Here is a 14620-nt window from a genome sequence, read left to right as displayed (position 1 = left end):
TAAAGATGAGAACACAACACAAACTATCGTTGCATAGAGAGACACTTAAACATAGGAATAAAAAAAGAGCCAAGGTGACTGCGTCACCTGGCTCCTCGGTCCACCAACATCAAAAATTCATGAACCTTTATTTTTCACAATAAATGGGTGGTTTTTTATACTGAGACTGAGTTTTTCCCAGCTCCTCGTTATTTTATTTGATTTTTTTGGCTAGCTCAAGAGCTTTACTTGTATTTTTAAAATGCAATTTAGCTGTTTTATCTAAGACACTTTTACCATGTTTTTTAATGAGTTGAGCAGCAAGTACATCACTGGCTTTGCCTGCACCAGACGGCAATACTTTATTAAATGGTTTTCCGAGTGTTTCAAGGGATTCTAAGAAAGCAGCTCTGGCTATAATTGACGCACTTGCGACTGCTAAATGATGACTTTCTCCTTTTTTGACAAAGTAGACATCATCTTTAATTGGATGTTGTTCTTTTTGTAAGTACTTAAAGTAGTTATTTGCGGGCGTAAATTGATCAATTAATACACCACGCATCTCCTCTTTTTGCTCTGGATTCAATTTATTTAATAATTTTCCGATAGTGAAATTATGTAACGACACTTTAATACTCACTGCATTATACCCTTTTTCAATACCTTGATTATATTTTTCAGGCGTACAGACTGTTAGGTGATAGGGTACGGACATTTTTAGCTCTTCTGCAATTTTTACAATTTCCTTATCATTCAGGAGTTTTGAATCTTTTACGCCTAATAATTTAACCAAATCAAATTGACTTGGTGATAAATAAACACTACAGACAGTCAAAGAGCCAAAGTAGCTACCATTACCAACTTCATCACTCCCGATTATTGGCCAATTAGCAAAGCCTTCTGGAAGACCTGAAGCTGATGGACTTGTATTGCTTTTGGTTTTTGAGCTCGTTGAGGATGTTGCTGAATGATTATTTTGCCATTTAGCTAACTCAACGTGGCTATCATTTCCTTGAAAGAGTACTTTTCCACTTGTATAACCAGTAATCGTTGTCGATCCTACTTTGGCACGAAATTCACTGTAAGGAACTGGATCAACTAAATTATTCTTGTAATGTTCGTGCATTTTGTTAAAGGTTGCTTTATTTACTTTTATACTTTCTGAGGCCATTCACTTCATCCTTTTCGATTGTTCTGTGATATATTATAATGAACATTAGGCAAATTGTGAAATAGATTTGAGTAATGTAAGACTATTTAAGATAAAAATGAATTTATAACAAAAATTTGGTAAAATAAGATAAGCAGTTGAAAAGGATGAGTAATGATGGAACGGAATTTACGATTTAAAGCAAAAATTGCAGGAAAAGAATACACGATTGTGGGTCAAAAATCGGCTCTACATTTAAATTCAGTGGTTGATATTGTAAATAATCAACTACAACAATTAACTGAAATGACACCGGAGTTAAATAATGAAGATCGAAGTATCTTAATGTCGGTAAATGCTATATCGGATCAGCTTATGAAAGAACAACAAATTCTTGAGCTAGAGGAAGAGATTGAACAATTAAAGACACAAATAGAATCTAAGCAATCAACACGTCCGAATTATTCGAGAAGAGATCAAAGTAATTCGCATCAAGTACCATATGAGCGTGAGTGATTAGTCAGATAGGAGAGATGCTATGTTAACAATTATTATTCTTATTGCCTTACTTATTAGTTTCTATACAGGCTATCGTCGAGGTTTAGTATTACAACTGATTCGTTTAGTTGGGTATATTATTACCTTTGTACTTGCGACACGTTATTTTCAACCATTATCTGAGATTGTCGAAATGCTCATACCATTTCCCTCAGTTCAACCGGATACAGATTTAGCTTTCTATGATGAAGCAACGAGCTTTTTTATTGATGAAGCTTTCTATCGAGTGATAACTTTTATCCTCATCGGTTTAATTGGTTGGGTTATTACTAACTTTTTATCTTTATTATTCACTCGTGTCATGTATTATGATTTACTCAACCATTTAAATGCTATTGGTGGTGGCGTAGTGAACGTTTTAATTACCTATGTTATTGTCTTTTTCTTTTTATTCGTTCTATCACTGATTCCGATTGAATTTATACAACAACAGTTTGTTGATAATCCGATAGCTTATCAAATAGTGTCGAATACGCCATTTTTCTCAAACTTTGCTGCAGAAACTTGGTTCAATTTCAATCCATTTTCTTAAGAAATAGCGGTGTTCCTATGAATGGCATAGGGACACTTTTTTTGTTATAATATATAGTTGATAGTAAGAGATAGAAAGGAATGATGTTTTCTGTGAGTAATGAGAAGATTTTTGACACATTAGAATTCGACAAAGTACGTCAACGTATCAAACAATATACTCAAACAGAACTTGCTCAGAGTAAGATAGCTAATATGAAACCATCGAATAATTACGAAACGATTCAAAAGTGGCAAGATGAAACTGAGCAGTCACTGAATCTATTGTTGCAGGATCGTCTTATTCCGGTACCCCGGTTACGATCATTGGATCAACCTTTAAAGAGATTAGAATTAGGTGCCAGTCTCAATGGTAGAGAACTCGCAGAAGTTGGTAAGTTGTTAACGTCAACGAAGCAAGTCATTCAATTCTTTGAAATTTTAGCTGATGATGAGAAATATTTCCCGGCATTACAAGCCTGGGTAGATCGTTGTATTCATCTGCCAGAAGTTGAGAAGCTAATTCATAATGCCATTGATGAAGATGGAAGTGTCTTATCTTCGGCATCGAGTCAATTAGCATCTATAAGAAGAAATCAATCCAATACAGAACAACAAGTGCGAAATCAATTGAATCAAATTTTAAAGAGTCGTGCGAATCAATTAACGGATACTTTAATTACAATTCGTAACGGGCGCTATGTTGTTCCGGTGAAAGCAGAATATCGTAATCAAATGGGCGGAACAGTCCACGATCAGAGTAGCTCTGGGCAGACTTTATATATGGAACCACAAAGCGTGGTAAATTTAAATAACCGTTTAGCGGAATTAAAAGTTGCTGAGCGAAAAGAAATCGAACGGATTCTGGATGAAATATCACAGAGCTTAATGCCATATACAAATGAAATTCGAACAAATCAAGAGATGTTAGCTCAATTAGACTTTATTCAAGCTAGAGCAGGGTATAGCCGTGAAATTGACGCGACTAAGCCAATCTTATCAAAAGATTTAATCGTTGCCTTATGGCAAGCGAGACACCCGCTCATTGCATCCGAAGATATCGTTGCGAACGATATTTTACTTGGAGAAGAATATAAGGCTTTAATTATTACCGGACCGAATACGGGTGGTAAGACTATCTTGCTTAAGACGTTAGGCCTATTGCATTTGATGGGACAATCAGGCTTACATATTCCAGCTGAAGCTGGCAGTCAAATAGGTGTGTTTGATAATGTTTATGCCGATATCGGTGACGAGCAATCGATTGAACAAAGTTTAAGTACGTTCTCGAGTCATATGACAAACAATGTGAGAATTATTAACGATGCGACGCATGAATCTTTAGTTTTATTTGATGAGTTAGGTTCAGGGACGGATCCGCAAGAAGGTGCTGCATTAGCGATGGCGATTCTTGAACATTTTAGAAAAATGGGTACAACCATTATGGCAACGACTCACTATCCTGAATTGAAATTATATGCCAATGATGCTAAGGACACAATTAACGCGAGTATGGAATTTAATTCGGACACATTATCACCGACATATCGCTTATTAATAGGTGTCCCGGGTAGATCTAACGCACTCGAAATTTCTAAACGTTTGGGACTGCCAGATACGATTCTTCAAACTGCTCAAGAAGGTGTATCTAGAGATGATCAATCCATTAACGAGATGGTGGCTAATCTTGAATTTGAACGCCGTTCAGCTGAACAAGATCATATGAAAGCAGAGAAGTTCCTGGATGATGCAGAACAATTACATAAAGATTTACGACACGAATACAATCGCTGGTTAGAGCAAAAGAGTAAGATCGTTGAAAAGGCGAAGCGAGATGCTAATGAACTCGTGCGCGAGAAACAGGATGAAGCAGAAAAACTATTAAGTGAAATAAGAGAATTACAACTCGAACAAGGACAAAGTAATACGATTAAAGAACATGTACTTATTGATAAGCGATCATCCTTTGATGACTTGAAATTGCCAGAAGAACTTAAGAAGAATAAAGTGCTTAAACGTGCGAAAGAGAAGAAGAAACTTAAACCTGGTGATGACGTAGAAGTTCTTTCATATGGCCAAAGAGGCTCTATTGTTGAACAATCTGGAAAAGATGAATACGTTGTTCAAATGGGAATATTAAAGATGAAAATTGCCGAGAAAGATTTAGAACCACTTAAGAAAGTTGAAAAACCAACGAAAGTAAACGTCCAAAGAAATGTTGGATCAAAAGTTAAAACGACACTCGACTTACGTGGCCAACGTTATGATGCGGACTTATCCAAATTAGAAGAGTATTTGGACTCTGCCTTATTATCAAATCATCCAATGGTAACAATTATTCATGGTAAAGGGACAGGTGCTTTAAGAAACGGTGTTCAAAAAGCACTTAAAGAGCATCCGCAAGTCGATCGCTTTGAATACTCACCACCAAACGCAGGTGGCGATGGGTCAACGATTGTTTATTTTAAATAATAAGTTTAATCATTATAATAAGTATTTGAGCAATTAGATAGTCTTCAATACTATGAGATGTTATAATAGTTTTATGAAAAGGGAGGAATGTAAACATGACACAAGCAATATCTGATGATCAATTTAATGCAAAAACAGATGAAGGGATTACCTTAACGGACTTTTGGGCACCTTGGTGTGGTCCATGTCGTATGCAATCACCTATCGTGGATGAATTAGCTGAAGAAATGGACGACGTTGAATTTTACAAAATGAACGTAGACGACGAACCTAAGACAGCTCAATCATTTGGAATTATGTCAATTCCAACACTTTTAATCAAAAAAGATGGCGAAGTTGTTGAAAAATTAGTAGGATACCACGACAAAGCCCGTTTGACTGAGATTTTAAATCAGTACATATAAATAGATAGATTAGATTTTAGCATTCATCTTACTTTTAAGGTGAATGCTTTTTTTGATTTTTGAGAAAAATGAGATATACTGATAGTATTTCTATAAGTCAAAAGGGACTTGAATTCCCTCTAGTTATATAAGGAAAACTAGACTATAATTGATGTGAGAGGTGGATGAAAAGATGTCAAAAAGAGTTTTAGTCGTAAATGATATTCCAGGAGCAGGTAAAGTAGCTGCAAATATAAACATTCCAATATTATCCGCTGGTGGATTGGAAGTATCCATTCTTCCTACAATGTTTGTATCAACCCAAACAGGGGAAAGTTATGCCAATATTATTCGTCATGAAATGAATGAAGATTTCAAACGAACGGTTGAAGTTTGGAAGGCAAATGACATCCATTTTGATGTCATGATGACTGGGTATTTTTCAACGACAGAGCAAATTGAATTATTTACCCAATATTATCGTGAGGAGAAACGGTTGAATCCAGAACTAATCTTGTTAATGGATCCGATTATGGCTGATCATGGGAAATATTATCCCGGTTTTGACCACAAAATCGCCGAAAAATTCTCAGCTTTAATGAAAGAAGCGGATATTGTCTTTCCAAATATTACAGAAGCTTGCTTTATTACGAATACGCCTTACTCAGAATCGATGACGGTTGAAGAGTTAGATAAAGTGAGTCTTAAATTAATTGAGTATGGTGCGAAGCATGTGGCTATTACTGGCGTTCGTTTACCTGATAAAATGCCAGATCAAATAGGCTTTTATGTTAGAGGACACAATGATTACCAAAAGTTACTGATGCATAGATATTATCCGCAACATTTCTTTGGTACCGGAGATATTGTCGTGAGTTCGACAACGGTTTGGTATAGTAGAGGGCTTTCCATTGAAGAGTCTCTAGTGAAGACAGGAAGCATTATTGAGCAATCATTAGACAATACGTTAGCCTTGAATCGAGATATCAAATGGGGAATTTATTTCGAGCCAACTTTAAAGGAATTCTTCCCACAATAAAATATAGAAAGGAATTTTTTAATGAAAGATGTAACTGATACATTTAACAACAGGAAGTGGAAAGATTCTTTCCAAAACAGGATGTCCAAAAATAAATTAAGTGGAGGGAAAGTACGTTATTTATATATTATACTAGTGATTTTAATAGCTCTTTACTACTATATTATGCTTCCGCCATTACATTATGCTTCACTTGATTTTTGGATTTTCTTATTCCTTATTGCAGCTGGTGTTTTAATTATTGAATTGTTAGCAGATAGTGTAAAAACATTTTCTAAACTTAAAAACGGTGAAACTGGCTTTAGTATGCCAAAATTCTCTCTGAAATATAAATTATTAGTGTACCCATGGCCAATCTTATTAGTTATTGGTGTGGTTACTTACTTAGTCTTATCACCTGTATTCTTTTCGGATGGGTATTCAAATATGATTACAGTGGATCAAGCTTCTTTCGAAGAAGATTTTCCTGAGACAAATATCAATCAAATTCCTTTAGTTGACCGTGATACGGCTGAACGATTGGGGAATAGACAATTAGGTAATATAACAGAACTTGTTTCTCAATTTGAAGTAGCTGAAGATTATACACAAATTACAATTGATTCCGCTCCTTACCGTGTATCACCACTAGAATATGCTGGTTTCTTCCGTTGGTTAAATAATTTTCAAACAGGGATTCCACATTATATCCAAGTTGATAATGTCACGGGTGAGGTTCAATTACAAACACCACCTGAACCTATTCGCTATAGTCACTCAGAAATTTTAAACCGAGACGTCATGCGTAAATTACGTTTTTCAAATCCATTTGCATTATTTGAAGCACCAACGTTTGAAATTGATGATGAGGGAAATCCTTTTTATATCGCTTCAACATATACGCGTAATTTCTTTATAAGAGAGCCAGAAGTAAATGGTGTCATTGTGTTGAATGCGACGACTGGTGAAACAAATACGTATTCTTTAGAAGAAATACCAAGTTGGGTCGATCGAGTGTATGGTGCAGATTTAATTATGCATCAATTGACGATGCAAGGTCACTACCGTAACGGATTCTTTAACTCACTATTTGCTCAAGAAGGAGTGACAGAACCAACAGCGGGATATACATATTTACCAATCGGAGATGATTTATATCTGTATACAGGTATTACATCCGTAGCGGCGGATGAGTCGAATATTGGTTTCGTGTTAGTAAACTTAAGAACAAAAGAAGCCCAAATGTATCCTCTAAGTGCAGCTGAAGAATTCTCAGCAATGCGTTCAGCGGAAGGTAGTGTTCAAGAAACAAGCTACACAGCGACATTCCCATTACTTATAAACATTAATGGAAATCCGATGTATATCCTTACATTGAAAGATAATTCCGGCTTAATTAAAGAATATGCTTTAGTTGATGTTCAAAACTATCAAAGTGTTTATGTCGAATCAAGTGTGTCTCAATTAATGCAAGCTTACGCAGTTGATAATCCATTAGACATTGAAGAAATCGAAACTGAAGATGACTTGAATGAATTTACAGGAGAAGTGGATGCTGTTCAAGCGGTTGTTGTCGAAGGAAATACGGTTTATTACTTTACATTTGATGGAACAGTTTATAAAGCTGATATCTCATTAAATGATTACTTACCGTTTTTAGAAGCAGGAACAGAAGTTGACTTTACAGCTACAGAGTCTGGAGAAGTCAGAGAAATTGAATGGTAAACATTATTATAAATTAAACACAGGACCTACATATTTGAAAATATGTGGGTCTTTTTACTTAATTATGATAAGGAATATAATTTGGAATATGAATATGAGTTCGATATACTTAAACCATTAAAGGAGGTTATTATGTTAACAGTAAGCAATTTAGTGAAAAGCTTTGGCGATTTACGAGCAGTCGATGGCGTATCATTTGAGATTGAGGATGGAATAATTCTAGGAATGATTGGCCAAAATGGATCTGGTAAAACGACAATCTTTCGAATGATTTTAGATTTTTTAACTCCAGAAGAAGACGGTAAGGTTAACTGGAACGGCGAAAAATTGGGCAATAATTTGTATGATAATATCGGTTATTTACCAGAAGAACGTGGATTATATGAAACAATGACCATCGAACAACAAATCACCTATTTCGCCCAATTGCGTGGAATGCAAAGAGATGATATCGATAATAAAATCGATGAATGGATGAAAAAGTTTGACGTTAAAGGAACACGAACAGATAAGATTAAAACTTTATCTAAAGGGAATCAGCAAAAGGTCCAGCTCATTGCGACGTTAATTCATGAGCCTAAATTAGTTATCTTAGATGAGCCCTTTAGTGGACTCGATCCGGTGAATGCTGAGTTATTAGAACAAGGCATTTTAGACTTGAAAGAAAAGGGTAGTGCAATCATCTTCTCAAGTCATAATATGAATAATGTCGAAGAGATTTGTGATAAATTAGTCATGATTCATCACGGAAAACAATTATTGTATGGTGAAATTAATGAAGTGAGAGAAAGCTTTGGAAGAACATTTATCTATATAGAAACACCTGATTGGACACTTGAAGAACTCAAAGAATTAGAAGGGGTCATCGATGTGAAGGAAACGAGAAAAAATCAATATACATTGAAACTCGAGGATGCATCTTATGGTGAACCTTTATTTAAAACAATTTCTAAAGGTGAATACTTACCGAAGTTTAGTCAACAGCCACCGACATTAGAGGAAATATTTAAGATGAAAGCAGGTGAAGCCATTCATGAATAGATTAGGAGTTATAATTAAAGAAGTCTATCGAAAAAATGTCCTATCTTGGTCATTTTTTTGGATGATTGTCTCACCAATTATAATGGTAGGTGTTGTGTTAGCTATTGGTTATTTCGTCGGCAGCAGTCAGTTAGATTCATCTGTGGGTAATATTGCGGTGATTGATGCGAATGCTGAAGTCCAAGAGATTATTGAAGAAGTTAATACTGGAAATCAAATACAATATGATTTTGATCGTAGTCAAGCAGATGAAGCTTTACAGACCGATGACATAGACGGTTATTTAATATTTGGAGATGATGTTTCTAATCCAATGTATTACCGCAAAACTACAAGCAAAGATATTTCATTAGCACCTTTTGAAGAAGCCTTAAGTCAATATAATTTCGTCAATTCAGCGGAAGAAATGGGCTTGACCGGTGAACAATTAACTCAAATTCAAGATACAGCCGTATCGATTAATAGTATTAACGTGAGTAGGAATGAGGCCGGTGAAGTCGTTGAACAATCTGCTCAAGATCCTGTGATGTTTGTAAGGATTGGGATTGCTTATGCTGTTTCAATTATTGTATTCATATTTATTATGAATTATGTGAGTATTATTTCTCAAGAAATCGCGGTTGAAAAAGGGTCGAGAATTATGGAAATTATACTTTCCAGTGTATCACCTACCGCTCACTTCCTAGGGAAATTGATAGGGATATTATTAGTGATACTGACTCAAGTCGTTATTTATATTGGTTTGTATTTCTTAATTTCTTTTGTTTTACGTCAATTGAATCTACTGGATTCTTTTGAGGGGTTAAATATTGGTGAACTGTTACAAGGTAGTAGTAATGTTGTTATCTTAGGTATCGTCTATGCCATCAGCGGTATATTAATTTATACTGTTCTTGCCGGATTCTTAGGTTCATTAGTATCTAAGACTGAAGATGTTAATAAGATGATTACACCGATTATATTCTTAGCTCTAGGTGGTTTCTATGTTGGGATGTTTGCACTGAATTCAACGAATAATTCCTTAGTTCGAATTACATCGCAAATCCCATTATTTACACCATTTATCATGCCGTTTAGAGTCGCTGCAGAAACTGTAAGTTCAACTGAAATCGCCATTTCAATTGTGGTTTCCGTCTTATTTATGGCCTTTGTACTTTGGTTCTCACTTCTGTTCTATAAGAGCAATGTTCTAATCTATAGTGATAAAGGGATGGTGAATGCCTTCAAGCGTTCATTTGCCTTATGGAAAAGTGAAAGAGCAAGTAAATAGAATGTGTTTAAAGAAACAATCCAGTCACACGGGTTGTTTTTTTGTAAAATTTTAGGCACATTTTTTAGCATTATTTTGTAATCAGCGTTATACTATAAGTTAATAATTATTTGTTTACTTTCGGAGCGATTTATTCACTCCACTTAATATCGATGTGATATTATTAATACGGTACTATTAGAAAAGAGATGAAAGTATGAAAGAATTACCCATTGGCTTTATTGATTCAGGGTTTGGTGGTTTAACGGTTGTAAAGCAGAGTTTAAAACAACTACCTAATGAATCAATCATCTATCTAGGTGACAGTGCACGTGCACCTTATGGGCCGAGATCATTACAAGAAGTTAAACGATATATATGGCAGATGACGAATTACTTACGCGAAAAGGGCATCAAAATGCTTGTCATTGCTTGTAATACAGGGACAGCAGCTGCGTTAGAAGAGATTCGAGCAACATTAGCTATTCCAGTTGTTGGTGTGATTCATTCTGGTTGTCGTACAGCTATTAAGAATACGACCGGCGGACACGTCGGTGTCATCGGAACCCAAGGAACAATTAATAGTAATATGTATGAAGAGGTGATGCTTGAAAAAGCTGACACACTCAATATTACGAGTATCGCTTGTCCTGAATTTGTTGAACTCGTTGAGTCTCAAAATATTGAAACGGACGAAGCTCTTGATATTATAAATCATCGATTAGAACCCTTAATAGAGGCGAAAGTAGATAGCCTTGTTCTAGGATGTACACATTATCCCTTACTGATTGACAAGATTCAAAAGGTCATGGGACCAGAGGTTACTTTGATTGATTCTGGGGTTGAAACGATTAATGAAGTGAGTACCTTACTCGACTACTTTAGTTTAAGTCGTACCGCAGAAGAAGCAGCACTCACACCAGCAACGCAAGCAATTTATACGACAGGCAATGCTTCGGAATTTGAAACATTCGTCCGTCAATGGTTAAAGCAACCCGAACTCAAAGTTCAAGAATGTGATATAAAAGGAGAGATTATCGTTGATTGTTATGATAGCTAGTCATAATCAAGGGAAAATAAAAGAATTTAAAGAGATGTTCAAAAACACTGATATCGAAGTAAAATCATTATTAGATTACCCTGACGTTGAAGAAGTTGAAGAAACTGGAACAACATTTGAAGAAAATGCGCGTTTGAAAGCTGAAACAATTGCCAATGAATTACAGGTCATTGCTTTAGCCGATGACTCAGGCTTAGTTGTTCCATCATTAAACGGCGAACCGGGGGTATATAGTGCAAGATACAGCGGCGAACCGAAAGATGATCAACGAAATAATCAGAAATTATTAACCGAGATGGCAAGTTTTGAAGGGAAAGACCGCCAGGCATACTTTCAATCGGTATTAGTATTAGCTTATCCAAATAATGAAAGTCTAGTGGTTGAAGGAAAAGCTCAAGGTTATATTCTCAAAGAATTAAGTGGCGACGATGGATTCGGCTATGACCCATTATTTTATTATCCTGAGAAAGAAAAGACATTTGGAGAGATGATCCTTACAGAAAAAAATAAAATAAGTCATAGAGCGAAAGCAATGCAAGAATTAAAGAAAAAAATAGATAAATGGATGAAGGAGCTGGATATTTATGAAAATGATGATTTTAAGTGACAATCACGGACGTTGGAAAAAAGTATATGACATTGTTAAAGAAGTCAGACCAACAGTGGATTATATCTTCCATCTAGGTGATTCAGAGTTCGAACAAGATGATTCTATTTGGGAATTAATTGATGGTGCCGTAGAAGGGAATATGGACGGGAATCAATATTATCCAATGGAACAAATCATCGACACACCAGAAGGAAAAGTGTACTTAGTACATGGACACGTTCAAAGTGTTAATCGTACAAACAGCGCTGTCATTGAATTAGCTAAAGAGCGCGGAGCGAACTTTGTGTTTCATGGTCACACGCATCAATTAAAGAGTGAATTGATTGATGATGAATTACTATTAGTTAATCCAGGTAGTTTAAATAATTCAAGAGGGATTCATCCATATAAAACATATGCGATTGTTAATGTAACTAATGATGAATATGAAGTGACGTTCTATGATGAGGATATGAAACTACTAGAAGAATTAACACACACCTATCCAAGATAAAAAAATGCGATGAGTTTTTAAGCTCATCGCATTTTTTTATTATGTTTCGTCGTAAACAGAACTTGGAATTTTGAAATCTTGTTCTTGTAGAGCAAATAAATATTCACGATAGAAAATACTTGTATGCATATAATCTTCTCCCGTTGCTACAGTAAAAGCAATACGGTAATTGAATGTTTGATCAACTCCACGAACGAAACCAACAATGGTAGGTTCATCGCGCATGACTTCATTGTATTTTTCATAAATCATTTGAGTTATATCTTCCATTTCTGCTTCAAAAGTTTTAAATTCAGTTTCGTCTGCTACTGGGATTTCAATCGTAACTTGACGCGTACTACGGCTTTTATTGTTAACCGTTGTAATTAGGCTATTGGGAATATAAAACTTATCCCCACTAGCTGCCTGAATGGTTGTTGTACGTATACCAACATCCTCAATTGTACCAGTAATTTCTTCCGCTGGAATTTGCACAAAATCTCCCACTTCAAAGTGATTCTCAAAGATAATGAAGAAACCATTAATCATATCATTGATCAGGTCTTGGGCACCAAGACCAATCGCAACCCCAGCAATCCCAGCACCAGCTAATAACGTTCCAACAGGAAAACCTAAAGCTGTGAGTAAATAATATATAAATAGAAAGTATAAAATATACATTGAAAAGTTACGAAGTAAGGTATTAATAGTCTTAATTCGTTGGGGTGATTGCTTTCCTCTAATGCTAATACGACCTGCAGGGTTCGCATTAAAGAATGATTCGATAATGTATTTCACGACTAAAAAAATAATCGTAATGATTATTAAACGCAATAATATTGTTCCAAAATAAATAATATTCTCAGATGTTTCTTCTGGCATAAAATTCCTTAGAATTGCTTCTAAGTTTAATTGTCCGATCGCCAAATTATCACACTCCTTTACTAAAATATAACAGAATTAGCATGGTTTATATAGTTTTTTGCACGAGTAGGCTAATACTTCAAAAAATATAAATAAAAAAACTCTCAGAATATGTATCCAATTATTTGTACAATATCCTTAAAAATGATATATTTATCCTATAAGAACAGGGAAGGAGTGAGTTAGAAGTATGACAATAGGAGAATTAGCTGGAATTATTGCAGCGCTTGCATTTGTGGTATTAGTTGTATTTATTTGTTTAAATTTATCAAGATTATCACAAATTTTAAAAGATGTAAACGAAACGGTGGCAAAACTAAATACTACTATTGATGTCGTAACAAAAGACGTAGATAATCTATCGATCGAAGTTGAGGGGTTATTGAACAAAGCGAATACGTTAGTTGACGACGTAAATGGTAAATTAAGTAAAACAGATCCATTATTTGTTGCTATCGGAGATTTAGGTACATCTGTATCTGATTTAAATGATTCAACTAAAAATATGACTTCAAATTTATTGAAAGGGGTAGGGAAGAAACGCCAATCACCTATCGAAAAATTTGTAAATTCGGCTAAGGGAGTAGCACGCAAACGACCTTCAGCAGGAGAAGCGGCACCATCACCCAGAACAGAAACGTCGAATCGTCCGGTGACTAAACCAAAACCACCTGTACCAACGGTAGATTCATTAGAAAAAGAATTATATGAATCAGAATTATTTGATATTAAAAATAAACCAGCATCAAAGACAGCTGGAGAAATAACAATAAAAAACTAAAAGAATGATAATAGAAAGGATGATTTGAATGAGTAAAAATGGAGGATTTTTCTTAGGAGCATTATTTGGCGCTTCAGTAGCAGGAATTGCTGCTTTATTATACGCACCAAAATCAGGGAAAGAATTACGTCGTGATATTGCTGTAGAAGTTGACCAGTTTTTAGATAGTGCTGGGGAATATACAGACTATGCAGTAGAACGTGGTGTTGAATTATATGATGCTGCCTATGAAACAACTGAAGATATTAAAGTAAATCTAAAAGATTCAGCGGATCAATTTAAATCTCAATTTGACGATATTCGGCAAGAAGCATCAACAGAATGGAATCGTGTAAAAAGCGACATGAACGAATCCAAAGATGAATTAAGTAAAGATGCACAAAAATTAAAAGAAGATGCAGAAGACTTAGGAGATACAATTACTGTTGAAGCTGAAGACTTAGCAGACGATGTAAGTGACTCAGCACAACATGTAAAAGCGTCAACTGAAGACGCTGTTGATAACGTGAAAGATCAAGTAAATAAATAATTTATTACTAATGTGAGTGATACATTAATTTAATGGCTCTTTGTCAAATAGGGTTGATGACTCATTTTAATCAAGATCAAGCAGCATAGGTTGTTGCTTGATCTTTTTTATTTGTCTGAGGGACATATAATCGCGTCATAAGTAAAATACGGTCTCTAA

General features: G+C 35.2%; 15 protein-coding genes. 13 read left to right on the top strand and 2 right to left on the bottom strand.

Annotated elements, in window-relative coordinates:
* Positions 1 to 193: 193 nt before the first annotated feature.
* Positions 194 to 1150: a ribonuclease HIII gene (rnhC, locus tag ACEN4N_RS09795; protein ID WP_138403968.1), complete on the bottom strand. Its 957-nt coding sequence runs from the start codon at positions 1148 to 1150 to the stop codon at positions 194 to 196.
* Between the two features lie 156 nt (positions 1151 to 1306).
* Between rnhC and zapA the strand changes: the two genes are divergently transcribed.
* The 11 genes from zapA to ACEN4N_RS09740 all read left to right on the top strand — a co-directional run bounded on the left by zapA (position 1307) and on the right by ACEN4N_RS09740 (position 12248).
* On the top strand, positions 1307 to 1645 hold the full coding sequence (gene zapA / locus ACEN4N_RS09790) for a cell division protein ZapA (RefSeq protein WP_171031264.1): 339 nt from the start codon (positions 1307 to 1309) through the stop codon (positions 1643 to 1645).
* A 22-nt stretch (positions 1646 to 1667) separates the two neighbouring features.
* Positions 1668 to 2219 carry a CvpA family protein gene (locus ACEN4N_RS09785; RefSeq protein WP_138403966.1) on the top strand — a complete coding sequence of 184 codons (552 nt, stop codon included), beginning with the start codon at positions 1668 to 1670 and terminating at the stop codon, positions 2217 to 2219.
* A gap of 83 nt (positions 2220 to 2302) precedes the next feature.
* The gene (locus ACEN4N_RS09780; protein ID WP_407094157.1) at positions 2303 to 4669 is read left to right on the top strand and encodes an endonuclease MutS2; all 2367 of its coding nucleotides are present in this window, start codon (positions 2303 to 2305) and stop codon (positions 4667 to 4669) included.
* 95 nt (positions 4670 to 4764) lie between these two features.
* Entirely contained in the window at positions 4765 to 5073 is a 309-nt protein-coding gene (gene trxA, locus ACEN4N_RS09775; protein WP_138403965.1) for a thioredoxin, read from the top strand.
* Positions 5074 to 5245: 172 nt separating this feature from the next.
* Positions 5246 to 6091 carry a pyridoxamine kinase gene (locus ACEN4N_RS09770; protein ID WP_407094156.1) on the top strand — a complete coding sequence of 282 codons (846 nt, stop codon included), beginning with the start codon at positions 5246 to 5248 and terminating at the stop codon, positions 6089 to 6091.
* A gap of 21 nt (positions 6092 to 6112) precedes the next feature.
* Positions 6113 to 7795 (top strand): hypothetical protein, encoded by a 1683-nt coding sequence (locus ACEN4N_RS09765; RefSeq protein ID WP_407094155.1) that lies wholly within the window; start codon positions 6113 to 6115, stop codon positions 7793 to 7795.
* 132 nt (positions 7796 to 7927) lie between these two features.
* Positions 7928 to 8836: an ABC transporter ATP-binding protein gene (locus tag ACEN4N_RS09760; protein WP_138403963.1), complete on the top strand. Its 909-nt coding sequence runs from the start codon at positions 7928 to 7930 to the stop codon at positions 8834 to 8836.
* A complete protein-coding gene (locus ACEN4N_RS09755) occupies positions 8829 to 10106 on the top strand; it encodes an ABC transporter permease (RefSeq protein WP_407090738.1) in 1278 nt (425 codons plus the stop codon). Before ACEN4N_RS09760 ends, ACEN4N_RS09755 begins: the two co-directional genes overlap by 8 nt.
* Positions 10107 to 10302: 196 nt before the next feature.
* Complete coding sequence (racE, locus tag ACEN4N_RS09750; RefSeq protein WP_407090737.1) at positions 10303 to 11145, top strand: glutamate racemase; 843 nt, start codon at positions 10303 to 10305, stop codon at positions 11143 to 11145.
* Positions 11135 to 11752: an XTP/dITP diphosphatase gene (locus tag ACEN4N_RS09745; RefSeq protein ID WP_407090741.1), complete on the top strand. Its 618-nt coding sequence runs from the start codon at positions 11135 to 11137 to the stop codon at positions 11750 to 11752. The genes racE and ACEN4N_RS09745 overlap by 11 nt, the downstream gene beginning before the upstream one ends.
* Positions 11730 to 12248: a YfcE family phosphodiesterase gene (locus ACEN4N_RS09740; protein ID WP_407090736.1), complete on the top strand. Its 519-nt coding sequence runs from the start codon at positions 11730 to 11732 to the stop codon at positions 12246 to 12248. Before ACEN4N_RS09745 ends, ACEN4N_RS09740 begins: the two co-directional genes overlap by 23 nt.
* Before the next feature lie 39 nt (positions 12249 to 12287).
* Here the strand turns inward: ACEN4N_RS09740 and ACEN4N_RS09735 are convergent, their stop codons facing one another.
* Positions 12288 to 13154, bottom strand: coding sequence for a mechanosensitive ion channel family protein (locus ACEN4N_RS09735; RefSeq protein ID WP_407090735.1), 867 nt, complete (start codon positions 13152 to 13154; stop codon positions 12288 to 12290).
* 187 nt (positions 13155 to 13341) lie between these two features.
* On the opposite strand from ACEN4N_RS09735, the gene ACEN4N_RS09730 reads away from it, so the two are divergent.
* Together ACEN4N_RS09730 and ACEN4N_RS09725 are read left to right on the top strand one after the other, a co-directional pair.
* Positions 13342 to 13932, top strand: coding sequence for a DUF948 domain-containing protein (locus ACEN4N_RS09730; protein ID WP_407094154.1), 591 nt, complete (start codon positions 13342 to 13344; stop codon positions 13930 to 13932).
* 28 nt (positions 13933 to 13960) lie between these two features.
* Positions 13961 to 14461: a YtxH domain-containing protein gene (locus ACEN4N_RS09725; protein WP_407090733.1), complete on the top strand. Its 501-nt coding sequence runs from the start codon at positions 13961 to 13963 to the stop codon at positions 14459 to 14461.
* Positions 14462 to 14620: the final 159 nt, after the last annotated feature.

This window comes from Ruoffia sp. FAM 20857, from assembly GCF_045528645.1.
Taxonomy (GTDB): domain Bacteria; phylum Bacillota; class Bacilli; order Lactobacillales; family Aerococcaceae; genus Ruoffia; species Ruoffia halotolerans.
Note: the sequence above shows the minus strand (reverse complement) of the source record. Positions and strands in the feature narration are given on the sequence as shown.

Coding starts and splice junctions, on each gene's coding strand:
- ACEN4N_RS09740 (WP_407090736.1), top strand. CDS start 11,730: ATGAAAATGATGATTTTAAGTGACAATCACGGACGTTGGAAAAAAGTA.
- ACEN4N_RS09780 (WP_407094157.1), top strand. CDS start 2,303: ATGTTTTCTGTGAGTAATGAGAAGATTTTTGACACATTAGAATTCGAC.
- ACEN4N_RS09785 (WP_138403966.1), top strand. CDS start 1,668: ATGTTAACAATTATTATTCTTATTGCCTTACTTATTAGTTTCTATACA.
- rnhC (WP_138403968.1), bottom strand. CDS start 1,150: ATGGCCTCAGAAAGTATAAAAGTAAATAAAGCAACCTTTAACAAAATG.
- racE (WP_407090737.1), top strand. CDS start 10,303: ATGAAAGAATTACCCATTGGCTTTATTGATTCAGGGTTTGGTGGTTTA.
- ACEN4N_RS09770 (WP_407094156.1), top strand. CDS start 5,246: ATGTCAAAAAGAGTTTTAGTCGTAAATGATATTCCAGGAGCAGGTAAA.
- ACEN4N_RS09755 (WP_407090738.1), top strand. CDS start 8,829: ATGAATAGATTAGGAGTTATAATTAAAGAAGTCTATCGAAAAAATGTC.
- ACEN4N_RS09730 (WP_407094154.1), top strand. CDS start 13,342: ATGACAATAGGAGAATTAGCTGGAATTATTGCAGCGCTTGCATTTGTG.
- ACEN4N_RS09725 (WP_407090733.1), top strand. CDS start 13,961: ATGAGTAAAAATGGAGGATTTTTCTTAGGAGCATTATTTGGCGCTTCA.
- ACEN4N_RS09760 (WP_138403963.1), top strand. CDS start 7,928: ATGTTAACAGTAAGCAATTTAGTGAAAAGCTTTGGCGATTTACGAGCA.
- trxA (WP_138403965.1), top strand. CDS start 4,765: ATGACACAAGCAATATCTGATGATCAATTTAATGCAAAAACAGATGAA.
- zapA (WP_171031264.1), top strand. CDS start 1,307: ATGGAACGGAATTTACGATTTAAAGCAAAAATTGCAGGAAAAGAATAC.
- ACEN4N_RS09765 (WP_407094155.1), top strand. CDS start 6,113: ATGAAAGATGTAACTGATACATTTAACAACAGGAAGTGGAAAGATTCT.
- ACEN4N_RS09745 (WP_407090741.1), top strand. CDS start 11,135: ATGATAGCTAGTCATAATCAAGGGAAAATAAAAGAATTTAAAGAGATG.